The 24,040-nt window shown below is 51.1% G+C and carries 26 protein-coding genes; 19 read left to right on the forward strand and 7 right to left on the reverse strand.

All coding sequences use genetic code 11. From position 1 onward, the window contains the following. The first annotated feature begins 76 nt into the window (after positions 1-76). The 3 genes from JTI85_RS17090 (at position 77) to JTI85_RS17100 (ending at position 1,183) form a co-directional block, all read left to right on the forward strand. The gene (locus tag JTI85_RS17090; protein WP_103769231.1) at positions 77-376 is read left to right on the forward strand and encodes a helix-turn-helix transcriptional regulator; all 300 of its coding nucleotides are present in this window, start codon (positions 77-79) and stop codon (positions 374-376) included. A gap of 9 nt (positions 377-385) precedes the next feature. After that, positions 386-913 carry a rhodanese family protein gene (locus JTI85_RS17095; RefSeq protein ID WP_046670391.1) on the forward strand — a complete coding sequence of 176 codons (528 nt, stop codon included), beginning with the start codon at positions 386-388 and terminating at the stop codon, positions 911-913. 90 nt (positions 914-1,003) lie between these two features. Beyond that, positions 1,004-1,183, forward strand: a complete 180-nt coding sequence (locus JTI85_RS17100; RefSeq protein ID WP_219351795.1) for a hypothetical protein — start codon at positions 1,004-1,006, stop codon at positions 1,181-1,183. Between the two features lie 35 nt (positions 1,184-1,218). Here JTI85_RS17100 and stpA read toward each other — a convergent pair whose 3' ends face one another. Continuing rightward, entirely contained in the window at positions 1,219-1,620 is a 402-nt protein-coding gene (stpA, locus tag JTI85_RS17105; protein ID WP_048212996.1) for a DNA-binding protein StpA, read from the reverse strand. A gap of 554 nt (positions 1,621-2,174) precedes the next feature. Between stpA and alaE the strand changes: the two genes are divergently transcribed. Then, on the forward strand, positions 2,175-2,624 hold the full coding sequence (gene alaE, locus JTI85_RS17110; RefSeq protein WP_003037259.1) for an L-alanine exporter AlaE: 450 nt from the start codon (positions 2,175-2,177) through the stop codon (positions 2,622-2,624). A 38-nt stretch (positions 2,625-2,662) separates the two neighbouring features. Here the strand turns inward: alaE and JTI85_RS17115 are convergent, their stop codons facing one another. After that, entirely contained in the window at positions 2,663-3,013 is a 351-nt protein-coding gene (locus JTI85_RS17115; protein WP_061068432.1) for a DUF2002 family protein, read from the reverse strand. 248 nt (positions 3,014-3,261) lie between these two features. Continuing rightward, positions 3,262-4,596, reverse strand: a complete 1,335-nt coding sequence (locus JTI85_RS17120) for a PLP-dependent aminotransferase family protein (protein WP_219351797.1) — start codon at positions 4,594-4,596, stop codon at positions 3,262-3,264. 90 nt (positions 4,597-4,686) lie between these two features. Between JTI85_RS17120 and JTI85_RS17125 the strand changes: the two genes are divergently transcribed. The 15 genes from JTI85_RS17125 (at position 4,687) to JTI85_RS21570 (ending at position 20,498) form a co-directional block, all read left to right on the forward strand. Then, positions 4,687-5,118: a carboxymuconolactone decarboxylase family protein gene (locus JTI85_RS17125; protein WP_061068434.1), complete on the forward strand. Its 432-nt coding sequence runs from the start codon at positions 4,687-4,689 to the stop codon at positions 5,116-5,118. Positions 5,119-5,399: 281 nt separating this feature from the next. Next, entirely contained in the window at positions 5,400-5,645 is a 246-nt protein-coding gene (gene nrdH, locus JTI85_RS17130; protein ID WP_048236625.1) for a glutaredoxin-like protein NrdH, read from the forward strand. Beyond that, complete coding sequence (gene nrdI / locus JTI85_RS17135) at positions 5,642-6,052, forward strand: class Ib ribonucleoside-diphosphate reductase assembly flavoprotein NrdI (RefSeq protein ID WP_137364282.1); 411 nt, start codon at positions 5,642-5,644, stop codon at positions 6,050-6,052. The genes nrdH and nrdI overlap by 4 nt, the downstream gene beginning before the upstream one ends. After that, a complete protein-coding gene (nrdE, locus tag JTI85_RS17140; RefSeq protein WP_219351799.1) occupies positions 6,025-8,169 on the forward strand; it encodes a class 1b ribonucleoside-diphosphate reductase subunit alpha in 2,145 nt (714 codons plus the stop codon). The genes nrdI and nrdE overlap by 28 nt, the downstream gene beginning before the upstream one ends. Before the next feature lie 10 nt (positions 8,170-8,179). Next, entirely contained in the window at positions 8,180-9,139 is a 960-nt protein-coding gene (nrdF, locus tag JTI85_RS17145) for a class 1b ribonucleoside-diphosphate reductase subunit beta (RefSeq protein WP_200044831.1), read from the forward strand. Positions 9,140-9,493: 354 nt separating this feature from the next. Continuing rightward, positions 9,494-10,696 carry a glycine betaine/L-proline ABC transporter ATP-binding protein ProV gene (proV, locus tag JTI85_RS17150; RefSeq protein ID WP_003037282.1) on the forward strand — a complete coding sequence of 401 codons (1,203 nt, stop codon included), beginning with the start codon at positions 9,494-9,496 and terminating at the stop codon, positions 10,694-10,696. Then, a complete protein-coding gene (gene proW / locus JTI85_RS17155; protein ID WP_115601594.1) occupies positions 10,689-11,753 on the forward strand; it encodes a glycine betaine/L-proline ABC transporter permease ProW in 1,065 nt (354 codons plus the stop codon). Before proV ends, proW begins: the two co-directional genes overlap by 8 nt. Positions 11,754-11,942: 189 nt before the next feature. Then, the gene (proX, locus tag JTI85_RS17160; RefSeq protein ID WP_199945526.1) at positions 11,943-12,938 is read left to right on the forward strand and encodes a glycine betaine/L-proline ABC transporter substrate-binding protein ProX; all 996 of its coding nucleotides are present in this window, start codon (positions 11,943-11,945) and stop codon (positions 12,936-12,938) included. A gap of 191 nt (positions 12,939-13,129) precedes the next feature. Then, entirely contained in the window at positions 13,130-14,314 is a 1,185-nt protein-coding gene (locus tag JTI85_RS17165) for an MFS transporter (RefSeq protein ID WP_115601592.1), read from the forward strand. A gap of 122 nt (positions 14,315-14,436) precedes the next feature. Beyond that, the gene (locus tag JTI85_RS17170; RefSeq protein WP_142878832.1) at positions 14,437-15,174 is read left to right on the forward strand and encodes an AzlC family ABC transporter permease; all 738 of its coding nucleotides are present in this window, start codon (positions 14,437-14,439) and stop codon (positions 15,172-15,174) included. Next, complete coding sequence (ygaH, locus tag JTI85_RS17175; RefSeq protein ID WP_005122930.1) at positions 15,164-15,499, forward strand: L-valine transporter subunit YgaH; 336 nt, start codon at positions 15,164-15,166, stop codon at positions 15,497-15,499. The genes JTI85_RS17170 and ygaH overlap by 11 nt, the downstream gene beginning before the upstream one ends. Positions 15,500-15,589: 90 nt before the next feature. Then, positions 15,590-16,120, forward strand: coding sequence for a transcriptional repressor MprA (gene mprA / locus JTI85_RS17180; protein ID WP_005122929.1), 531 nt, complete (start codon positions 15,590-15,592; stop codon positions 16,118-16,120). Between the two features lie 128 nt (positions 16,121-16,248). Continuing rightward, the gene (gene emrA, locus JTI85_RS17185) at positions 16,249-17,421 is read left to right on the forward strand and encodes a multidrug efflux MFS transporter periplasmic adaptor subunit EmrA (RefSeq protein ID WP_048213008.1); all 1,173 of its coding nucleotides are present in this window, start codon (positions 16,249-16,251) and stop codon (positions 17,419-17,421) included. A gap of 16 nt (positions 17,422-17,437) precedes the next feature. After that, positions 17,438-18,976 (forward strand): multidrug efflux MFS transporter permease subunit EmrB, encoded by a 1,539-nt coding sequence (gene emrB / locus JTI85_RS17190; RefSeq protein WP_137376255.1) that lies wholly within the window; start codon positions 17,438-17,440, stop codon positions 18,974-18,976. A gap of 178 nt (positions 18,977-19,154) precedes the next feature. Beyond that, positions 19,155-20,498: a pentapeptide repeat-containing protein gene (locus JTI85_RS21570; RefSeq protein ID WP_233609270.1), complete on the forward strand. Its 1,344-nt coding sequence runs from the start codon at positions 19,155-19,157 to the stop codon at positions 20,496-20,498. A 176-nt stretch (positions 20,499-20,674) separates the two neighbouring features. Here JTI85_RS21570 and luxS read toward each other — a convergent pair whose 3' ends face one another. The 4 genes from luxS to yqaB form a co-directional block, all read right to left on the reverse strand. Then, positions 20,675-21,190 carry an S-ribosylhomocysteine lyase gene (gene luxS, locus JTI85_RS17200; protein ID WP_061068445.1) on the reverse strand — a complete coding sequence of 172 codons (516 nt, stop codon included), beginning with the start codon at positions 21,188-21,190 and terminating at the stop codon, positions 20,675-20,677. Positions 21,191-21,339: 149 nt separating this feature from the next. Then, on the reverse strand, positions 21,340-22,899 hold the full coding sequence (gshA, locus tag JTI85_RS17205) for a glutamate--cysteine ligase (protein ID WP_048213011.1): 1,560 nt from the start codon (positions 22,897-22,899) through the stop codon (positions 21,340-21,342). Between the two features lie 77 nt (positions 22,900-22,976). Continuing rightward, positions 22,977-23,405 (reverse strand): YqaA family protein, encoded by a 429-nt coding sequence (locus tag JTI85_RS17210; RefSeq protein WP_042313100.1) that lies wholly within the window; start codon positions 23,403-23,405, stop codon positions 22,977-22,979. Next, positions 23,402-23,968, reverse strand: a complete 567-nt coding sequence (gene yqaB / locus JTI85_RS17215) for a fructose-1-phosphate/6-phosphogluconate phosphatase (protein ID WP_048213012.1) — start codon at positions 23,966-23,968, stop codon at positions 23,402-23,404. The genes JTI85_RS17210 and yqaB overlap by 4 nt, the downstream gene beginning before the upstream one ends. Positions 23,969-24,040 lie beyond the last annotated feature (72 nt).

Genomic DNA, 24,040 nt, shown 5'->3' on the forward strand with positions numbered 1-24,040 from the left:
CTTTACGCTTTTTACGCTGGCGTACGTTGATCTTTTATTTTAGAATTTGCTTAATTTAGATCATGCTAAAATAAATATGACTGAACTTGAACAACTCCAGGCCAGCGCGGAACAGGCTGCCGCGTTGCTTAAAGCGATGAGTAACCCGAAACGGTTGCTGATTTTGTGCATGCTCTGCGGTTCACCCGGTACCAGCGCAGGCGAGTTAGCCCGTATTACCGGCCTTAGCCCTTCCGCCACTTCCCAGCATCTGGCGCGTATGCGTGAAGAAGGTCTGATAGAAAGCCAGCGCGATGCCCAGCGCATCCTCTACTCCATTAAAAATGCGGCCGTGAATTCGCTGATCGCCACATTAAAAACACTGTATTGCCCATAAGGAGCCATCATGACTATTGGGACGATTTCCCCGCGCGAGGCGCAGACACTGGTCGCACAGGGTGCAAAATTGATTGATATCCGCGACGCTGACGAGTATCTGCACGAGCATATTCCTGAGGCTCATCTGGCACCGTTGCCCGCGCTTGAGCAGGGATCGCTGCCTGCGAATTTACGCGCCGAGCAGGTGATTTTTCACTGCCAGTCAGGCAAACGAACACAAAATGCGGCAACAAAACTGAGCGCCATTGCTGCGCCCGCGCAGGTCTGGCTGCTGGAAGGTGGAATTGACGGCTGGAAAGCCGCGGGGTTGCCGGTGGCGAAAGACAGTTCACAACCGTTACCGCTGATGCGTCAGGTGCAGATAGCCGCAGGTAGCCTTGCCTTACTCGGTGTTATTCTAGGTTACGCCGTCAGCAGTGCTTTCTTCCTGCTGAGCGGTTTTGTCGGGGCCGGGCTGATTCTCGCTGGCGTGACCGGCTTTTGCGGCATGGCGCGTCTGCTGGACAAAATGCCCTGGAACCGACGTACTCATTAAGCAGTAATCATTGAAACAGCACTGTACCCGCCGGTTGACGTGATCTATGGTGAGTTCTGCGATAAATGATAAATAAAGGAGCGCAACAATATGTTTAAACCTGGCGATCTGGTTCAACCGCGCATGGGCGGTCCCAAACTGAAAGTTGTCGAAGTCAATGATGATCAAATTGTGGCGGTACAAGCCAGCAATGAAAGCGGTGAGAAATTCACGCTGAAAGCAGCTGACGTGACGCGATATACCGAAGAAGGTGATTTCGGCGTCTGCTGAAAATAAGCGGTGAGGTTCCCCTCACCGCATTGATATTAGATCAAAAAATCATCGAGAGATTTACCGGCAGCCAGCGCCTGTGCAATCGGCTTTGGCGTGCGGCCTTGTCCTGTCCATGTTTTTGTTTCACCATTAGTATCCGTAAAACGATATTTCGCCGGACGCGGCTGACGTTTCTTAACCGAACGCGATGTTGCCGCCGACATGCTCAACAGTTCTTCAGGATCAATCCCATCAGCTCTCATCATCGCCAGCAGTGTATTAATTTTTTCCTGCTGTTCTGCACGTTGGCGCTGCAGCAGTTCTTCTTCGTCACGTCGTTCTTTGGTGACTACCCGAAGTTTTTCCAGCATATCGTCCAGAACCTCGACGGATAATTCACGCGCCATGACACGTAGCGATCGAATATTATTTAAGTTTTTTAACATTGAACTCATATTAATAAAACCTCTTTAACGCAAAAACAGAAATCGGTATTACGAAGCAAATTGTATGCGAGTGTTTTTTCTTTTTCCAGTCTCTTTTTTGTCGCAAGATATTAAAACGACAATCGCTATTATTATTTATCTTGTCATACAGTGATCTTTAGTCAGCGATATTTTATATTCGGCCAGCAACCAGAATAAATAGATTTGGGATATCTCGCTGCCACACCAGATAAACCAATACAGGCATCGCGCAGGCGTTGCGGTAGATATGCGCAACATTCGTCAACATTCAAAAAGGAGCGCAAAAAGTTCAGAAAAACAAGCAAAAATAACTCTTTGATCTAAAAAGATTTTAATTAACACAGCAACGAAAACACCAAAACGAACAAAAAACAAACCATTACAGAGCATTTTATCGACAAAAAGGTAATAAATAAAAATTTTAAGCTAGTTGCCAGTTATTATCCAGCCAGATATCCTATTCAAACGCGAAAGCAGCAAGACAAATCACTAGCAAGAAGGCATTCAAAACCTTTTTCCCCCTTTTTACAAGGAGCATTAACATGTTCTCTCCGCAGTCACGCTTGCGTCATGCAGTAGCAGACACGTTCGCGATGGTTGTTTATTGTTCTGTCGTGAACATGTTGATCGAAATATTCCTTTCTGGAATGAGCTTCGAACAGTCGCTGTATTCCAGATTAGTCGCTATCCCTGTCAACATACTGATTGCGTGGCCATACGGCATGTACCGTGATTTGTTCATGCGCGCGGCGCGTAAAGCCACGCAGGCAGGATGGGCAAAAAATCTGGCGGATGTGCTGGCCTATGTCACGTTCCAGTCACCGGTATATGTGATTATTCTGCTGACGGTTGGCGCAGACTGGCACCAGATCACAGCTGCGGTAAGCTCCAACATCGTGGTGTCAATGCTGATGGGTGCAGTGTATGGCTACTTCCTTGATTATTGCCGCCGCCTGTTTAAGGTCAGCAGCTACCACCAGGCTAAAGCGTAAAAAACATCTCATCGCGACTGGCACTGCCAGTCGCGTTATCAGTTTGAACTCACGTCGCCAAACAACCCACTCAGATAACGTTCCAGCGCGATACGCGAGCTAAAGCCGTGTGGAATACCATAATGCTCGTGTGTCTCACCGGCTAAATACAGTGGGAATTGCTGATAGTGATCGCAGGTTTTAATATCCGTCGCGGGTTCTGCCAGCGAAGAGCTGCGCTCTTTTAGCGTGGGATGGATAATTAATGCGGTACGTCCCATACGTGCTTCACGGTTAACGTATACATAATTCTCACCACGTCGATAACCGTATGTTTTCTGTGTGACTACATCAACGGTAAAGCCCACTTTTTCAAGTACGCGCGCCACCTCATCAGGTCGTAAATACATATTATTTTCCTCGTTATCTTTTACTGCGGGCTTACCTTACCTGATTCAGCATTAGCAACGCTTTCAGAAAAGTCCATAAACGAGTGAACACGATGGGACGAATATCTTAAGAACCGTATATACCCTAAATAATTCGAGTTGCAGGAAGGCGGCAAGAGAGCGAATCCCCAGGAGCTTACTAAAGTAAGTGACTGGGGTGAACGAACGCAGCCAACGCACATGCAACTTGAAGTATGACGGGTATAGATTTATGTCAGCGCCATCCGCAGTTGGTACGCCGCCTGCTGCGCCATTGCAACCGAGCTGATATTGGTAAATGACAGCAATATTCCCCCCTTTCCTTCTGACGTTATTCGCCAGCGGCTTAACGCCTGAACGGCTAACCCGGCCTGATTCGCTTTGCGCACCAGCGCAATATCATCTCCGTCCACACTCATCACCAGTTGGATCCCCCCTTCCTGAGGAATGACATTAAATCCTTGTTCGGTCAGGGCGTTTTCCATCCATTGACGCCGCTCGGCATAATGCTGGCGCATGCGTTTTAAGTGCCGCCAGAAATGACCGTCTTGCATAAAATCTGCCAGCGTTTGCTGCCATAAAACCGGAACGCTACAGGCCGTTAGCGACGCCTGCTGGCGAAAACGTTCAACCTGGGTCAGGGGTACCACCAGCCATGCCGTGCGCAACGCCGGAAACATCGATTTGCTGAACGTGCCGGCATAAATCACCCGCTGGGGCGCATCCAGACTTTTAAGCGGCGGCAACGGTTTACCGTGGTAGCGAAATTCACTGTCGTAATCATCTTCAATAATCCACGCCTGTTCGCGAGTCGCCCACTCCAGCAACCGATGACGACGATCTAATGACAGAGCCACGCCTAGCGGACTTTGGTGTGCGGGGGTGAGCATGACAAAACGCGCCTGTGGAAAGTCGCGGATCCCGGCGCAGACATCCAGACCATCGGCATCAACCGCCACCGGCATCAGCTCAATGCGTTCCTGAGCCACCACGGGCCGAATCAACGGAAAGCCGGGATCTTCGACCCACATTCCCTCACCGGGTTGAGACAGGGCGCGCAGAATTAACGTCACTGATGCCGCGTAGCCTGACGTAATAAAAATCTGCTCCGGCTGGCACTCAATGCTTCGTGAAACGCGCAGGTAATCCACAATCGCCTGACGTAACGCGCGTTCGCCGCAAACATCGCCCACCGCAAGGTCAAAACGCGTTTGGGTGCGTAAACGCCGTCCCATCACCCGCGCCCAGACGTCACGCGGGAAGAGATCGAGTGCGGGTAATCCCATTTGAAAAGGGTGCGGTCTGGGGTTTTCTCCGGCGAAGATCGCGGGAGACGCAGGCGCCCTTTCGGGTCGCAGTTGCTCACTGACAAATGTTCCGGCCTGCCCACGCCGCGCGAGCCAGCCCTGCGCCACCAGCTCGGCGTAGGCATTTTCCACCGTCGAGCGTGACACACCCAATTCCTGGGCCCAGGTCCGACTTGATGGCAATCGGGTTCCGGGTTTGAGTTCACCTTTCTCAATTGCGTTTTTTAACTGACGGGCGATGTGCTGATAACGCGGCATTTATGGTCTGCTTTTTTGGCAACAATATGGCTCTCTATAGCAGTCCATTATAGTGCTACATTGCGGGTCATCCAAACGAGGAGAAATACTATGACCATGTTACGCCAGCCCTATTATGAACTCAGCCCTGAAGTCTATAACGCTCTGGTTCAGGCAAGCAAAGCGCTGGAGAACTGCGCGCTGGAAGCCACGCTGACGGAACTGATTTACCTGCGGGTCTCGCAAATCAACGGCTGCGCCTTTTGTCTGGAAATGCACAGTAAAGCGCTGCGCAAATCCGGTGTTGCGCAGGCCAAACTGGATGCGCTGGCAGGCTGGCGGGTGAGTCACCACTTCAGCGAGCAGGAACGTGCGGCGCTGGCGTGGGCCGAATCCGTCACCGATATCGCCAGCACCCATGCCGAAGATGATGTTTATCTGCCGCTGCTCGACCATTTTAGCGCGAAAGAAATTAGCGACCTGACGTTTGCCATTAGCCTGATGAACTGCTTTAACCGTCTGGCGGTGGGAATGCGTATGTAATTTTGCGCTGCCGGATGACGGCATTAATGCCTTCTCCGGCCTGGGATGCGCTCTCCTGTTGCCCGTAGGCCCGATAAGCTTAGCGCCATCGGGCAATTTAGAACCACCAGTTAGCCTTCCCCCGCCACGCTCATCACCCAGTTCATCATTAATCTAAAATTCCCATATCTTGTATGGTTGAATCTTTTTAAAACTACATCTAGTATTCCTCCTATCAGGACACACACAACCCGACGCCCTCTATCGCGCCGATCTTTTATTTTTAAATGGAAATACGAATCATGCGTATTATTATTTACACTCGCAATAACTGTGTTCAGTGCCATGCCACCAAACGGGCAATGGAAAGCCGTGGTTTTGACTTTGAGATGGTAAACGTCGATTTACAGCCCGATTTGGCTGATAGCCTGCGCGATCAAGGGTTTCGCCAGCTGCCGGTCGTGGTCGCGGGTGAAACCAGTTGGTCAGGTTTTCGCCCGGACATGATCAACCGTCTGCATCCGGAACACCGTGTGGCCAGCGCATGAGTCAGCTCGTCTACTTCTCCAGCAGCTCCGAAAATACGCACCGCTTTATGCAGCGTCTGGGGCTGCCTGCCATCCGCATTCCGCTTAACGAACGCGAGCGGATCCGGGTAGACGAACCTTACATATTAATCGTGCCGTCCTACGGTGGCGGCGGCACGGCTGGCGCGGTCCCAAGACAGGTGATCCGCTTTTTAAACGATACGCACAACCGGGCTTTAATCCGTGGCGTGATCGCCTCCGGCAACCGCAATTTCGGTGATGCATACGGTCGCGCGGGTGATGTCATTTCACAAAAATGCGGCGTGCCGTGGCTTTATCGTTTTGAGCTGATGGGCACCCAAAGCGATATCGACAACGTTCGAAAAGGAGTGAGCGAATTTTGGCAACGACAACCGCAGAACGCGTAATCCAGCCCGCACTGGATTATCACACCCTGAACGCCATGCTGAATCTGTATGATAAAGCCGGGCGCATTCAGTTCGACAAAGACCATCAGGCGGTGGAGGCTTTTTTTGCTACCCACGTCCGCCCTCATTCAGTGGTCTTTGCCAGTCAGCAGGAACGCCTGGAAACGCTGATTCGTGAAGGCTATTACGACGAAAGCGTTTTAGCCCGCTACAATCGCGCATTCGTGCTGAAACTATTTGACCACGCCCACGCCAGTGGATTCCGTTTTCAGACGTTCCTTGGCGCATGGAAGTTCTACACCAGCTATACGCTGAAAACATTCGACGGGAAGCGCTATCTCGAAGATTTTGAGGATCGGGTGACGATGGTGGCGCTCACGCTGGCGCAGGGCGATGAAGTGCTTGCCATGCAGCTCACTGATGAAATGCTCTCTGGTCGTTTTCAACCCGCCACGCCAACCTTTTTAAACTGCGGTAAGCAACAGCGTGGCGAACTGGTTTCCTGCTTCCTGCTACGCATTGAAGACAACATGGAGTCCATCGGTCGGGCGGTTAACTCAGCGCTGCAGCTCTCTAAACGCGGCGGCGGCGTGGCATTTTTACTCTCGAATCTGCGCGAGGCAGGTGCGCCCATTAAACGCATTGAGAACCAGTCCTCCGGGGTGATCCCGGTAATGAAAATGCTGGAAGATGCGTTTTCTTATGCAAATCAGCTCGGCGCGCGTCAGGGCGCAGGCGCGGTGTATCTGCACGCACACCATCCGGATATTTTACGTTTTCTCGATACCAAGCGCGAAAACGCCGACGAGAAAATCCGCATCAAAACGCTCTCGCTTGGCGTGGTGATCCCGGATGTTACCTTTCGACTGGCGAAAGAAAATGCCCGGATGGCGCTGTTCTCGCCGTATGACGTGGAACGGATTTACGGCAAACCGTTCGGTGATATCGCCGTGAGTGAGCGGTATGACGAACTGGTGGCCGACAAACGCGTGCGCAAAAAATACATTAACGCCCGCGAGTTCTTCCAGCGGCTGGCCGAGATCCAGTTTGAGTCTGGTTATCCTTACATCATGTTTGAAGATACGGTGAATCGCGCCAATCCGATTGCCGGTCGGATCAATATGAGCAATCTGTGCTCAGAGATTTTGCAGGTTAACAGCGCCTCCACCTACGATGAAAATCTCAATTACGAGCAGATCGGGCACGATATCTCCTGCAATCTCGGCTCGTTGAACATTGCCCATACCATGGATTCACCCGATTTTGGCCGCACCGTGGAGACGGCAGTTCGTGGCTTAACCGCCGTTTCGGACATGAGCCATATCCGCAGCGTTCCTTCCATTGAAGCCGGGAACAGCGCGTCGCACGCGATTGGCCTTGGGCAGATGAACCTGCACGGGTATCTGGCGCGGGAAGGGATTGCCTACGGTTCGCCCGAAGGGCTAGATTTCACCAATCTCTATTTCTACACCATCACCTGGCATGCGCTGAATACGTCAATGAAGATCGCCCGCGAGCGCGGTCAAACCTTTGCCGGATTCAAACAGTCACGCTACGCCAGCGGCGAGTATTTTAACCAGTATCTGCAGGGCGACTGGCAGCCAAAAACCGACAAGGTACGCTCACTGTTCGCCGCCAGCGGCATTACGCTGCCGACGCGCGAGATGTGGGCGCAACTGCATGAAGATGTGATGCGCTACGGTATTTATAACCAGAATTTACAGGCGGTTCCGCCCACCGGTTCTATTTCCTACATCAACCATGCCACGTCAAGCATTCACCCGATTGTATCGAAAGTGGAGATTCGCAAAGAGGGCAAAACCGGGCGCGTTTACTACCCTGCCCCGTTTATGACCAATGAGAATCTGGCCTTGTATCAGGATGCCTACGAGATTGGCCCACAAAAGATCATTGATACCTACGCCGAAGCGACGCGGCATGTTGATCAGGGACTCTCACTGACGCTCTTTTTCCCCGATACCGCTACCACTCGAGATATCAACAAGGCACAGATCTACGCCTGGCGTAAGGGTATCAAATCGTTGTACTACATCCGGTTACGCCAGTTGGCGCTGGAAGGAACCGAAATTGAGGGTTGCGTGTCATGCGCACTGTAAGGAGAACCAAATGAAACTATCTCGCGTCAGCGCCATCAACTGGAACAAGATTGAAGATGATAAAGACCTTGAGGTATGGAATCGCCTGACCAGTAACTTCTGGCTACCGGAAAAAGTCCCGCTTTCCAATGATATCCCGGCCTGGCAAACGTTGAGCGCTGCCGAGCAGCAGCTCACTATCCGCGTATTTACCGGTCTGACGCTGCTCGACACGATTCAGAATATCGCCGGAGCCCCCGCGCTGATGGCGGATTCAATCACGCCACATGAAGAGGCGGTACTGTCGAATATCAGCTTTATGGAAGCCGTGCACGCGCGCTCCTACAGTTCTATTTTTTCCACGCTTTGTCAGACCAAAGATGTGGATGCGGCTTACCTCTGGAGTGAAGAAAATACTCCACTCCAGCACAAGGCACAGATAATTCTGACGCATTACGCCGGCGCGGAGCCGTTGAAAAAGAAAATAGCCAGCGTATTTCTGGAATCCTTTCTGTTCTATTCCGGCTTCTGGCTACCGATGTATTTCTCCAGCCGCGGCAAGCTGACGAATACCGCTGACCTTATCCGCCTGATCATTCGTGATGAAGCGGTTCATGGTTATTACATTGGCTATAAATATCAAAAAGGTCTGGAGCACGTTTCACCCTCGACGCGTGAAGCGCTACAGAATTATGCCCTCGATCTGTTGATGGAATTATATGACAACGAAGTTCGTTATACGGAGGAATTGTATGCGGAAACCCCGTGGGTGGAAGACGTCAAAGCCTTTCTCTGCTACAACGCCAATAAGGCGTTAATGAATTTAGGTTATGAGGCCCTGTTTCCGGCAGAAATGGCGGAGGTCAACCCGGCAATCCTTGCCGCGCTGTCGCCCAACGCTGACGAAAACCACGATTTCTTCTCGGGTTCTGGCTCATCCTATGTGATGGGAAAAGCGGTCGAAACCGAAGATGACGACTGGAATTTCTAACGTTTCCTTCCGCGGGAAATACCGTACATTTTTCGCGGAAATATTTTAACAGGATCACACTTTTGTCGTGCAAATATAATTGTGTGATCTACACTCAATATCAGCCGCATTATTCGCCTGCATTCCAACAATTCAGGCGATTTTTCATTGCCATTTACAAAAAATATCCCTCACGGCTCATTCGCGCTCAGCCCTTATATCACGGGAAGTCCCGCCATCTGGCCTTTGGCAATATTCATGCCACAACCAAATTCAGGGTTGTCTCAGATTCTCAGTATGTTAGGGTAGAAAAAGGTCACTATTTCCATCAGGTAATATATCGATATAAACAAATAACAGGAATCATTCTATTGCATGGCAATTAAATTAGAAGTTAAAAATCTCTATAAGATATTTGGAGAGCATCCGCAGAGAGCCTTCAAATATATTGAAAAAGGACTTTCAAAAGAGCAAATTCTGGATAAAACAGGGCTATCGCTTGGCGTTAAGAACGCCAGTCTGGCCATTGAAGAAGGCGAGATATTTGTCATCATGGGATTATCCGGTTCGGGTAAATCCACAATGGTACGCCTTCTCAATCGCCTGATTGAACCCACCCGCGGGCAGGTATTGATTGACGGCGTAGACATTGCCCGGATATCCGATGCTGAGCTTCGCGAGGTGCGCAGAAAAAAGATTGCGATGGTGTTCCAGTCCTTTGCCCTGATGCCGCACATGACGGTGCTGGACAATACGGCATTCGGCATGGAATTAGCCGGTGTTGGTGCGGATGAACGTCGTGAAAAAGCGTTAGATGCGCTACGTCAGGTTGGTCTGGAGAATTATGCTCACGGATACCCGGATGAACTTTCCGGGGGGATGCGCCAGCGTGTGGGCCTCGCCCGTGCATTAGCCATTAATCCTGACATCTTATTAATGGATGAGGCCTTCTCAGCCCTCGATCCATTAATTCGTACTGAGATGCAGGATGAACTGGTAAAACTACAGGCGAAGCATCAGCGCACCGTGGTCTTTATTTCGCACGACCTCGACGAAGCCATGCGTATTGGCGACAGAATTGCCATTATGCAAAACGGTGAGGTGGTGCAGGTCGGCACGCCGGATGAAATCCTGAATAATCCGGCCAATGATTATGTACGCACCTTCTTCCGCGGCGTTGATATTAGCCAGGTCTTCAGTGCGAAAGATATATCCCGTCGTAGCCCTGAAGGGCTAATTCGTAAAACACCAGGCGTCGGCCCCCGTTCAGCCCTGCAATTACTGCAGGACAAAGATCGCGAATATGGTTACGTGATTGAACGCGGCAATAAATTCGTTGGCGTTGTTTCAATCGACTCCTTAAAAACAGCGTTAAGTCAGGCGCAAGGTATTGAAGCGGCATTGATCGATGAGCCGTTAGCCGTAGATGCACAAACTCCTCTCAGCGAGTTGCTTTCTCATGTCGGCCAGGCCCCGTGCGCGGTGCCGGTTGTTGATGAGGAACAGCAGTATGTGGGCGTCATTTCAAAACGCATGCTGTTACAGGCTTTAGATCGTGAGGGGGTAAACAATGGCTGATCAAACTAATCCGTGGGATACCACATCTGCGGCCGACAGCGCCGCGCAATCTGCTGATGCCTGGGGGACGCCCGCAGGCACGCCTGCCGACGGTGGTAGCGCAGACTGGCTGACCAGCGCCCCCGCACCGGCACCAGAACATTTCAACATTATGGATCCATTCCATAAAACGCTGATCCCGCTGGATAGCTGGGTCACCGAAGGGATTGATTGGGTGGTCACCCATTTCCGTCCGGTCTTCCAGGGCATTCGTGTCCCAGTGGATTACATTCTCAACGGCTTTCAACAACTGCTGTTGGGTATGCCTGCGCCGGTCGCCATCATCATTTTTGCGCTTATCGCGTGGCAAATTTCTGGCGTCGGAATGGGCGTCGCCACGCTGATTTCACTGATTGCTATCGGTGCTATCGGTGCCTGGTCGCAAGCCATGATCACCCTGGCGCTGGTACTGACCGCGCTGCTGTTCTGCGTGGTGATTGGCCTGCCGATGGGGATCTGGTTAGCGCGTAGCCCTCGGGCAGCAAAAATTGTTCGCCCGCTGCTGGATGCGATGCAAACCACACCTGCGTTCGTCTATCTGGTGCCGATTGTCATGTTGTTCGGTATTGGTAACGTCCCGGGCGTAGTGGTGACGATTATCTTCGCCCTGCCGCCAATCGTACGTCTGACTATTCTGGGGATTAACCAGGTGCCAGCCGATCTGATTGAAGCCTCGCGCTCGTTTGGTGCCAGCCCGCGTCAGATGCTGTTTAAAGTGCAGCTCCCGCTGGCGATGCCCACCATTATGGCCGGGGTGAACCAGACGCTGATGCTGGCACTCTCCATGGTCGTCATCGCGTCGATGATCGCCGTCGGTGGGCTGGGTCAGATGGTTCTGCGCGGTATCGGTCGTCTGGATATGGGGCTTGCCACCGTCGGCGGAGTTGGGATTGTGATCCTCGCCATCATTCTTGACCGCCTGACGCAGGCCGTCGGCCGCGACTCACGTAGCCGTGGCAACCGCCGCTGGTACACCACCGGTCCTGTTGGGCTTATCACTCGCCCTTTCACGAAGTAATTCACCCGTTGCCCGGTAGCGCATTGCTTACCGGGCCGACAATTCATTAACTTGCGCAAAATCGTTCAAGTTGCATCGCGGCGGCAAACGAATGTATCCCCAGGAGCGTACAAGTAGTACGTGACTGGGGTGCATGAGTGCAGCCAACAAAGAGGCGGCTTGAAGGATGAAGTGCAATAAGGAACAACGATGCGACATACCGTACTTTTTGCCACAGCGTTTGCCACCCTTGTCTCCACCAGCACTTTCGCTGCCGACCTGCCGGGCAAAGGCATCACTGTACAGCCAATCCAGAGCACCATCTCTGAAGAGTCCTTCCAGACGCAGTTAGTCGCCCGTGCGCTGGAGAAACTGGGTTACACCGTTAACAAAACCAGCGAAGTTGACTACAACGTCGGCTATACCTCTATTGCCTCTGGCGATGCGACGTTTACCGCCGTGAACTGGCAGCCGCTGCATGATGATATGTACGCCGCAGCGGGCGGAGACAAAAAGTTTTATCGCGAGGGGGTATTTGTTACGGGTGCCGCACAGGGTTATCTGATCGATAAGAAAACCGCTGAGCAGTACAAAATCACCAATATTGCCCAGCTAAAAGATCCGAAGATCGCCAAAATCTTTGATACTAACGGCGATGGTAAAGCTGACATGATGGGCTGCTCACCGGGCTGGGGCTGCGAAGCGGTTATTAACCACCAGAACAAAGCCTTCGATCTGGAAAAAACAGTCGAGGTCAGCCACGGTAACTATGCGGCGATGATGGCCGATACCATTACCCGCTTTAAAGAAGGCAAACCGATCCTGTACTACACCTGGACACCATACTGGGTGAGCGACGTGATGAAACCGGGCAAAGATGTCGTCTGGCTGCAGGTGCCGTTCTCTTCCCTGCCTGGCGAACAGAAAGACATTGATACCAAACTGCCCAACGGCGCCAACTACGGCTTCCCGGTGAACACGATGCATATCGTCGCCAATAAAGCCTGGGCGGAGAAAAACCCGGCTGCAGCGAAACTGTTTGCCATCATGAAGCTGCCGCTGGCGGATATCAACGCACAGAACGCAATGATGCATGATGGGAAAGCCTCAGAAGCTGACGTTCAGGGCCACGTTGACGGCTGGATCAAAGCCCACCAGCAGCAGTTCGACGGCTGGGTGAAAGAAGCGCTGGCTGCGCAGAAATAACCCACCCGTAGGCCTGATAGGCATAGCGCTATCAGGCCCGGTAACCACACCAATGCCGGATGGTGGCGTGATGCGCCTTATCCGGCCTACACGCCCCTCCCTCACCGCACAATCCATCACCCAACAAATCAGCAACATTTAATCACTTCCGTTATGATTGTTTTCTGCACCCCATTATTCAGTTGAAAACAATGACCAAACCCACTCACGGGCTTAGCCCGGCACTGATTGTTTTAATGTCTGTGGCGACCGGCCTCGCCGTTGCCAGTAACTATTACGCCCAACCGCTGCTCGACACCATCGCGAGAAACTTTTCGCTGTCGGCCAGTACTGCGGGCTTTATCGTCACTGCAGCCCAGCTTGGCTACGCTGCAGGGCTCCTGTTTCTGGTACCGCTTGGCGATATGTTTGAACGCCGGATGCTGATTGTCTCGATGACGTTGCTCGCCGCAGGCGGCATGCTGATTACTGCCAGCAGTCAGTCGCTGGGGATGCTGATCCTCGGTACTGCGCTAACCGGGTTGTTCTCAGTTGTGGCACAGATCCTGGTTCCGCTGGCGGCGACGCTCGCCACGCCAGACAAGCGCGGTAAGGTTGTCGGCACGATTATGAGCGGCCTGTTGCTGGGGATTTTGCTGGCGCGAACGGTTGCAGGATTGCTGGCGAATCTCGGCGGCTGGCGCACCGTGTTTTGGGTGGCCTCAGTATTGATGGCGTTGATGGCGATTGCCCTGTGGCGTGGTTTGCCAAAGATGAAATCAGAGACCCATCTTAACTACCCGCAGCTATTGGGCTCCGTGTTTAGCCTGTTTATCCACGATAAATTACTCCGCACCCGCGCGATGCTGGGCTGCCTGACCTTTGCCAACTTCAGTATCCTCTGGACATCGATGGCATTTTTACTCGCCGCACCGCCGTTTAACTATTCAGAGGGGATGATTGGTCTGTTCGGTCTGGCCGGGGCCGCCGGTGCGTTAGGCGCTCGTCCGGCGGGCGGTTTTGCCGATAAAGGTAAATCACACCTCACGACTACCGCAGGCCTGCTGCTACTGTTGCTCTCCTGGCTGGCTATCTGGTTCGGACATACTTCAGTGCCGATGCTGATTATCGGTATCCTGGTACTGGATCTGACCGTTCAGGGGGTACATATCACCAACCAGACCGTTATCTATCGCATTCACCCGGACGCACGTAATCGCCTGACTGCCGGGTACATGACCAGCTATTTCATTGGTGGTGCGGCAGGTTCGCTGATTTCAGCTTCAGCCTGGCAGCATGCCGGCTGGGCTGGCGTTTGTCTGGCAGGTGTGACTGTTGCCGTACTCAACCTGCTGGTCTGGTGGCGAGGTTTTCACCGCCAGGAAGCCGTAAATTAGGCGTATAACGTCTGTTTATCTTTGATTGGGCTCCTCAGGGTGTTAAGGAGCCCATCAGTCTGCTAAGGTTATAACGCATTGAGCCAGGTTATTTTAATTTCGGTAATGAAGCCTATAATCCTATGGAAAGCCCTGTTCCCCAGTCTGAATCCCGTTCTGCAACGTTAACTGAAGGATTCAAAGACAGCCTACCGATAGTTATCAGTTATATTCCGGTCGCATTTGCATTTGGTATGAATGCGACTCGCCTGGGCTTTACTCCCGTTGAAAGCGTTTTTTTCTCCTGCATCATTTACGCCGGCGCCAGCCAGTTTGTCATCACAACCATGCTCGCCGCAGGCAGCTCACTGTGGGTCGCGGCTCTGACCGTCATGGCGATGGATGTTCGCCACGTTTTGTACGGCCCTTCTCTGCGTAGCCGTATCGCCCGACAGCTAAGCAAACCTAAAAGCGCGCTATGGGCCTTTGGCCTCACCGACGAAGTCTTTGCCGCGGCAACGGCGAAGCTGGTGCGGGATAACCGGCGCTGGAGTGAAAACTGGATGATCGGCATTGCGCTATGCTCCTGGGCCTCCTGGGTGTTTGGTACGGTGCTCGGCGCGTTTTCCGGCACTGGCTTACTGAAGGGGTTCCCGGCGGTAGAAGCGGCGCTGGGGTTTATGCTCCCGGCACTGTTTATGAGTTTTCTGCTGGCCTCTTTCCAGCGTAAGCAAACGCTATGCGTCACGGCGGCATTAGCCGGTGCGCTGGCTGGCGTGACGCTGTTCTCTATCCCGGCGGCCATCCTGGCGGGCATAGCCTGTGGATGCCTGACCGCGCTCATTCAGTCGTTCTGGCAGGGAGGTCCTGATGAGTTATGAGGTTCTGCTGCTCGGCCTGCTGGTCGGCTGCGTCAATTACTGTTTTCGCTATTTACCACTGCGTCTGCGAATGGGGAATGTGCGCCCGACAAAACGCGGAGCCACTGGAATATTACTCGACACCATCGGTATTGCATCAATTTGCGCCCTGCTGGTGGTGTCTACTGCGCCAGAAGTGATGCACGACGCCCGTCGTTTTGTGCCTACGCTGGTGGGGTTTGTGGTACTGGGTGCAAGCTTCTATAAGACCCGCAGCATCATCATTCCGACCTTACTGAGTGCCCTGGGCTATGGATTAGCCTGGAAAATGTTGTTTGTCTTATAGATTAAAATAATCATTTTAAATAAATAATACATTTACTTTATTTGTCACTGTCGTTACTATATCGGCTGAAATTAATGAGGTTATACCCAAATGGATAGTTCGTTTACGCCCATTGAACAAATGCTAAAATTTCGCGCCAGCCGCTACGAAGAGTTCCCTTATCAGGAAGTGCTTCTGACTCGTCTTTGCATGCATATGCAGGGCAAGCTGCTGGAAAACCGCAATAAGATGCTGAAAGCTCAAGGGATTAACGAGACGTTGTTTATGGCGTTGATTACGCTGGAGTCTCAGGAAAACCACAGTATTCAGCCTTCTGAACTGAGTTGCGCACTTGGTTCGTCACGGACTAACGCCACCCGTATCGCGGATGAGTTAGAAAAGCGTGGCTGGATCGAGCGCCGCGAAAGCGATAACGATCGCCGCTGTCTGCATCTGCAATTGACCGAAAAAGGCCATGCTTTTTTGCAGGAGGTATTACCGCCTCAGCATAACTGCCTTCATCAGCTTTGGTCATCTCTCAGCACCACCGAAAAAGATCAACTTGAGCATATCACCCGTAAACTTCTGACCCGTCTTGATCAGATGGAGCAGGATGGCGCGGTGTTAGAAGCGCTGCGCTAACGCGCTGACTCGCTCAGAAATCCAGATTTATAAATGAAAAACCGACAGGCCAGCACGCATACTGCTGGCCTGTCTGATAAACAGGTCGGCTCAGCCGATGTGAAAAAAATAAGATCGTGGAGAACAACATGAGCGCAAATGCGGAGACTCAAACCCCGCAGCAACCGGTCAAGAAGAATGGCAAACGTAAAAGTATGCTACTCCTGCTGACCTTGCTCTTTATTATCATTGCCGTGGCATATGGGATTTATTGGTTTTTAGTACTGCGTCATATCGAAGAGACAGACGATGCGTACGTGGCAGGGAACCAGGTTCAAATTATGGCGCAGGTATCAGGCAGCGTGACGAAAGTCTGGGCTGATAACACTGACTTTGTAAAACAGGGCGATGTGCTGGTCACTCTCGACCAGACAGATGCCAAACAGGCATTTGAAAAAGCCAAAACTGCGCTGGCCTCCAGCGTGCGCCAGACGCACCAGTTGATGATCAACAGCAAGCAACTGCAGGCCAGCATTGAAGTGCAGAGAACTGCACTGGCCCAGGCACAAAGCGACTTTAATCGCCGTGTCCCGCTGGGTAATGCCAACCTGATTGGCCGCGAAGAACTGCAACATGCCCGCGATGCCGTCGCCAGCGCTCAGGCTCAGCTTGATGTCGCAATCCAACAATATAATGCGAACCAGGCAATGATTCTGGGTAGCAAGCTGGAAGATCAACCTGCTGTACAACAGGCTGCCACCGAAGTGCGTAATGCCTGGCTGGCACTGGAACGTACCAAAATTGTTAGCCCGATGACCGGCTATGTTTCCCGTCGTGCCGTGCAGCCTGGCGCGCAAATTAGCCCGACTACGCCACTGATGGCGGTTGTTCCGGCCACTAACCTGTGGGTGGATGCCAACTTCAAAGAAACACAGCTGGCGCACATGCGTATTGGCCAACCGGCGACCGTTATCAGTGATATTTACGGCGATGACGTGAAATACACCGGGAAAGTCGTCGGCCTGGATATGGGTACGGGCAGCGCGTTCTCCCTGCTGCCGGCGCAAAACGCGACCGGTAACTGGATCAAAGTCGTCCAGCGTTTGCCGGTACGTATCGAACTGGATGCGCAGCAGCTGGCACAACATCCACTGCGTATTGGTTTGTCAACACTGGTTACGGTAGATACCGCTAATCGTGACGGGCAGATCCTGGCAAGCCAGGTCCGCACCACGCCAGTATCAGAAAGTAATGCACGTGAAATCAACCTTGATCCGGTCAATAAGATGATCGAAGAGATCGTGCAGGCCAACGCGGGCTAATTTAAAGGTGCGTGTGATGCAACAGCAAAAACCGCTTGAAGGCGCGCAGCTCGTCATTATGACGATTGCGCTGTCCCTGGCGACATTCATGCAGGTGCTGGACTCCACCATTGCTAACGTGGCGATCCCCACTATCGCCGGGAACCTCGGCTCTTCGCTGAGCCAGGGAACCTGGGTGATCACCTCATTCGGGGTGGCGAACGCTATCTCAATTCCGATCACCGGCTGGCTGGCCAAACGCGTTGGCGAAGTCAGACTATTCATGTGGTCAACTATCGCCTTCGTCATTGCGTCGTGGGCATGCGGGATGTCCACCAGCCTGAACATGCTGATTTTCTTCCGCGTGATCCAGGGTATTGTCGCTGGTCCATTGATTCCGCTGTCACAAAGCCTGTTATTGAATAACTATCCTCCCGCCAAGCGTTCCATCGCCCTGGCGCTATGGTCGATGACAGTGATTGTTGCCCCAATATGTGGCCCCATTCTTGGGGGCTACATCAGCGACAACTATCACTGGGGCTGGATATTTTTTATCAACGTGCCAATCGGGGCTGCGGTGGTATTGATGACCCTGCAAACCCTGCGCGGTCGGGAAACCAAAACCGAGCAGCGGCGTATCGACGCCATTGGTCTGGCTTTGCTGGTCATTGGTATCGGCAGTTTGCAGATTATGCTCGACCGCGGCAAAGAATTGGACTGGTTCGCCTCGCAGGAAATTATTATCCTGACGGTTGTCGCCGTGGTGGCAATCAGCTTCCTCATCGTCTGGGAGCTTACCGATGAGCACCCCATTGTCGATCTCTCGCTGTTTAAGTCGCGCAACTTTACCATCGGCTGTCTGTGTATCAGTCTGGCCTATATGCTCTACTTCGGCGCAATCGTCCTGTTACCGCAGTTATTGCAGGAGGTGTACGGATATACGGCAACCTGGGCAGGTCTGGCGTCTGCGCCGGTTGGGGTGATTCCGGTGATCCTGTCGCCGATTATCGGCCGTTTCGCACACAAGCTGGATATGCGTCGGCTGGTCACGTTCAGCTTCATCATGTATGCCGTCTGTTTCTACTGGCGTGCGTGGACATTCGAACCCGGTATGGATTTTGGCGCATCGGCCTGGCCGCAGTTTATTCAGGGGTTCGCGGTAGCCTGCTTCTTTATGCCACTGACCACCATCACGCTATCGGGGTTACCGCCTGAACGAATGGCGGCAGCATCGAGCCTGTCTAACTTTACGCGAACGCTGGCGGGTTCTATTGGCACATCGATCACCACAACGATGTGGACTAGCCGTGAGTCGCTGCACCATGCGCAACTGACGGAGTCAGTAAACCCTTATAATCCTAATGCACAGGCCATGTATAACCAGCTGCAGGGATTAGGGATGACCAAAGAACAGGCATCCGGCTGGCTGGCGCAGCAAATCACCAACCAGGGGCTGATTATTTCTGCTAACGAAATCTTCTGGATGTCTGCAGGGATTTTCCTCGTGCTTCTCGGCCTGGTATGGTTTGCCAAACCGCCATTCGGTGCAGGCAGCGGCGGCGGCGGCGCGCACTAATAGCGATTTGTCGGCACTGAGAATCAAAACCCAATATAGATATTGAATCTATATTGGGTTCAATTCATTGACTCATTCAATATAAATTAATGCTAAACCAGAGCAGTTTTTGATATTTTTCGTTGTCTCTTAGTAAGAGAATCGCCTTAGTGATAAACCAATCAATAAGGCGATGTCAATGGACAACATTAATGCTTTAGCACAAAAACATATAGATATACTGGTAAGCGCTGCAATGAGCCCAGACGATAAAACATTGCACAAAGAAGCAACTAAACTACATGGCGTAGTCGAGTGTCTGAAGTACATTTTTACTTTTGGAATTAAGGACTCAGGGGAGAAGCGTCTTAAGTCAGTCATCAATAGTCTCGCGAGCTCTTTGGCTTCCGAGGGTATGTCCCCGCGAAAAACACTGAACAGTATTATTGATAACCCCGACATTTCTATTAGATTCACTATTGATAAGTCAGAAAAATCGCTACAAGGTGAATATGAATTATGTATAAGTAAGGACACGGATGGAGCATACTCACTGAATATTAGTGAAGAAAACGTATCTGAACCATTAGAGTTACAATTAAGTGAAGCGCAGTTCATATCAGGGGCCAGATATCTTAGTACCATATATTTTCTGGATAAAAACAATCTATCAGAAGCCCAACAAAAATATATTGATACTGGATGTCTCGATCTATCAGGGGAAGATTTAAGCGAACTTGATATGAGCGATTTAGATTTGAGTAATGCTGACCTTTCCGAGGCAAATCTAAGTAGAACAAGTATAGCAACTGAACAACTACTTGATACTAGTTTAATACGTGACAATTTTAGCGAAGATAGTCAGCCTGAAGCAGCAGCAAGGTTGAATGAGATAATGTTGTTGGGAAAAAATATCTTCAGTAAAAATAATAAATTATTCGAATCCATTAAGAATATGGCTAAACCAGAGTGTCAACAATTGTTTAGTAAAACATTGATTGAAGAAAAAGATTCAGACATGATGGTTTCATATTCAATCGCAGGAAACATTATTGCTAATGAATCAATATTGCATTATACCATGCAGAAATTTTCAGAAGCAGGAATGGGTAACTTAAAGCAAGTTATCGACAAATTTTCAAAACTCTTTTTTGAACAACCTGCTGTATATAAAGATATCATTCCTGCCGAATCAAGCCTTAGGAAAATAACAACTCTAGATAAATGGAATGAAGCCGTACAATCCGGTTACTTTGATGCAGATAAAATGGCACTACTTTCGAGAGGACTCAGTACGACCACAGAGTACAAGGATTTCATCAAGGATCTAAAAAATGATCTGGAATCCTTTAACATCACTAGCCAAGAGAGTTATTGTAAAATACTGGACAAAGGTGAGATTATGATGGGGAAATATGACTATTGTACCAATGTCAGTGTAATAACCCCAGAAATCTTAGAAGACGTAGAAATCTTTGGACAATATACTTCTTTTTATAGAGAGTTTGGTAAATTAATTGATGTTATTTTTAATAAAATATAAAGGTAAAACTCAATAGCGCTTGCAACTACATTCTGACGATGTCATTTAAAGGTGCGATGGTCACGCGCATTGATAAAAAAAAGCCAGTTCATCTGAACTGGCTTTTTTTATACCGGCTGGAGCCTATTATTTGTAGACCAGATGAGAAACGTGAGCTTCACCATCCAGCATGACAACTAAATATGCAGTTCCTGCAGCTTGTCTTTTGGCAGCGCCAGCTCCTCATTGCTGTTAACGCGGACATCACGTTCCAGAATATGACGTGCAATGTCCTGCGCTTCGCTGAGGGAGTGCATCTGATACGTACCGCACTGGTAGACGTTCAGTTCCGGGATCTGACTCTGATCCTGCACTTTCAACACATCTGCCATTGCCGCTTTCCAGGCATCAGCTACGCGTTGTTCGTCCGGCGTTCCAATCAGGCTCATGTAGAAGCCGGTACGGCAACCCATTGGCGAAATATCGATAATCTCGACACCGTTGCCATTCAGGTGGTTACGCATAAAACCAGCAAACAGGTGTTCCAGCGTATGAATACCTTTCTCAGGCATCACTTCTTTGTTCGGAATGCAAAAACGCAGATCAAACACGGTGATTGCGTCGCCATGCGGGGTATTCATCGTTTTTGCAACCCGGACCGCGGGAGCTTCCATCCGGGTGTGATCGACAGTAAAACTATCTAACAACGGCATTTAGCCACCTCCGATAAATTTTTTTAAAATATTCTGAACTCTTTGTTCCGGGGCGAGTCTGAGTATATGAAAGACGCGCATTTGTTATCATCATCCCTGTTTTCAGAGATGAAATTTTGGCCACTCCCGAGTGGCCTTTTTCTTTTGTATCAGGCGTGCTTTTCCAGCCACACACCAAACGGCTCAGTATCTGCCGCTTCAATCTCCTGCTGACGGCGCTTAGAAGCCACACTTTCAGCAATAAATTCGTCTTCCTGCAGCAGTTCCAACGGCTCTTCGCGCAGCAGGTTACGGTACGCTTCACCCAACGCTTTACCCGTGCCACCGATACCAGTATCAATCATAGACCGCAGGATCCGCGCTGAGAATGTCAGCTCAGGATTATCAAAGCAGGCAACCAGTTCGTCACATACTTTTTGATATTCCTCTCCTCCGTGAATGCCGTCCAGCGTTTGTGCCACACGTTTCAGATCACGGAACAGATCTTTACCCACTTTAGGCAACGGGAACTGAGCCGTTTCACAACCAATACCTAACGTCAGGCCTGGCTTGCGCCCTTCCAGAATAACGCGATTCCAGTTAGTACGCGTACACAGCAGCTCGTCGCTACTCATTTCCGGGGCATCAGCCAGAACGCACCAAACCATGAACAAATCGAGGAAGCGCACCTGTTGTTCATCTACGCCGATTGGCGAGAAGGGGTTGATGTCGAGCGAACGCACTTCGATATACTCAATGCCGCCGCGTAGAAGCGCATCAGACGGCGTTTCACCGCTGCGAGTCACGCGTTTCGGACGAATTGGCGCATACAGTTCATTTTCGATCTGCAAAACGTTGCTGTTGATTTGCAGGCGCTTACCGTCTTTCTCCAGACCGATCGCCGCGTACTCCTCTGAAGGCGTTTTAATCGCGCGCTTCAATCCTGCCACATACTCATGCAAATCGTTAAACGTAATTCCGAGATTGCTTTGCGACTTATTGGTATAACCCAGGTCACTCAGACGCAGCGACGTGGCATAAGGCAGGTAATACATACCACAATCGGTTTTTTCAAACGGCAGCGTTGTCGGTTTTCCTTGCAGGAAGGAGGAACAAATGGCCGGAGAGGCGCCAAACAGATACGGGATCACCCAACCAAAACGGTAGTAGTTGCGAATCAGACGGAAATACCCTGCTGACACTTTTTCTTTAGCGTCTTCATCGCCATCTGTTACGCCACATTTCGCCTGCCAGAAAGCCATCGGCAGCGAGAAGTTGTAGTGTACGCCGGAGATAGTCTGCATCAACGCGCCGTAACGGTTTTTGAGGCCTTCACGGTAAAGGGTTTTCAGACGACCGATATTCGACGTACCGTACTGCGCCAGCTCGATATCCTGACCTTCGGCAATATAGCAAGGCATGCTCAACGGCCACATACGCTCATCGCCAAGATTCCTGGCAGTATAGCGATGCAGATCGCGCATGAACGTGAGCATTTTGTGAATGTCATCGCCCGGTGGAGTAATAAACTCCAGCAGTGTTTCGGCAAAGTCAGTGGTTATCCATTTATGCGTTAGCGCTGAGCCTAACACTTCAGGATGGCCTGTCGTTGCCAATGAACCATCAGCATTAACACGCAGCGTTTCGCGCTCGAGCCCGCGTTGAATCCCCTCTAACGCATGAGGATGTTTTTCCAGCCAGGCCAGCGCCTGTGATACGTCCGGGATCAAATTGACCTCCCGCCTGTCAAAATCGTTTTAATTAGCATAATGGTATTGGTCAACCTGCAGGTTATTCCACAACACAATTAGTGCCACCACATAATGCCTTGCGTCGTAACCGCCGCGACCACAACATAGCGCAGCGCTTTGCCAAGACATAAAAAAAAGAGAACTGGGCCCCACGAGATGCGCATCCATCCCGCTAACAAGCACAGTAAATCACCCACAACCGGCATCCAGCTTAATAATAGTGTGACAGCGCCATAGCGCCTCAGCCAGCCAGTGGCTTTTTCTTGCCAGCGCGATGTTTTACGCAACGGAAAGAAACGCCCAAGGATAACGTTAGTTAACCCTCCAAGGCTATTACCCATTGTTGCTGTTAAAACTAAGACCCAGGGATGACTCGCTCCAGAAACAAGTAAGGCAACTAAAACAACTTCAGAATTTCCAGGTAATAGCGTGGCGCTGAGAAAGCTGCTGGCAAACAGCGAGAGGAGCGACAGTCCATCACTCACAATAACCGGACATCCACGGCGTCCATTCCTGCGGCACGCGCCGCCTGAAGTCCAAAATCGGCATCTTCAAACACGACGCAACGCGCCGGTTCAACGCCCATACGTTCAGCACAGAGCAAAAACGTATCAGGAGCCGGTTTGTGGCGTTGTACGTGATCGGCCGCCACCACGGCATCAAAATAACGACGCAGCCCAAGGTGAGTAAGCAGCGCTTCTGCAATCGCGCTTTCACTCCCCGTTCCTACCGCCATAGGCCGACGACCATGCCAGGCTTTCACGACGTCAACCAACGGCAGAGGCTGGACGCTATCCAGCAACATGCTTCTCACCTTGTCGGTTTTTTCACGCGCTAAGGCATGGGGGTCGAGATCGGCATGATTCAATTCAATTACCGACTGGGCAATACGCCACGTTGGGGAGCCGTTGAGGGCGACCATGGCTTGTTCATCAAACCGTAGTCCATAATGCCCCAATACCTCATGCCACGCCTTACGGTGCGTTGGCTCAGTATCCAGGATGGTGCCATCCATATCAAAAATCAAACCCGCATAACGTTCGTACATCGTCTTCTCGCAAGCCGAATGACCAGACGTTATTTTATCGTAATTGATTGATTTTGTCGCTGACAGCGAATG

It is taken from the genome of Citrobacter sp. Colony219 (genome assembly GCF_019382635.1).
Lineage (GTDB): Bacteria > Pseudomonadota > Gammaproteobacteria > Enterobacterales > Enterobacteriaceae > Citrobacter > Citrobacter youngae.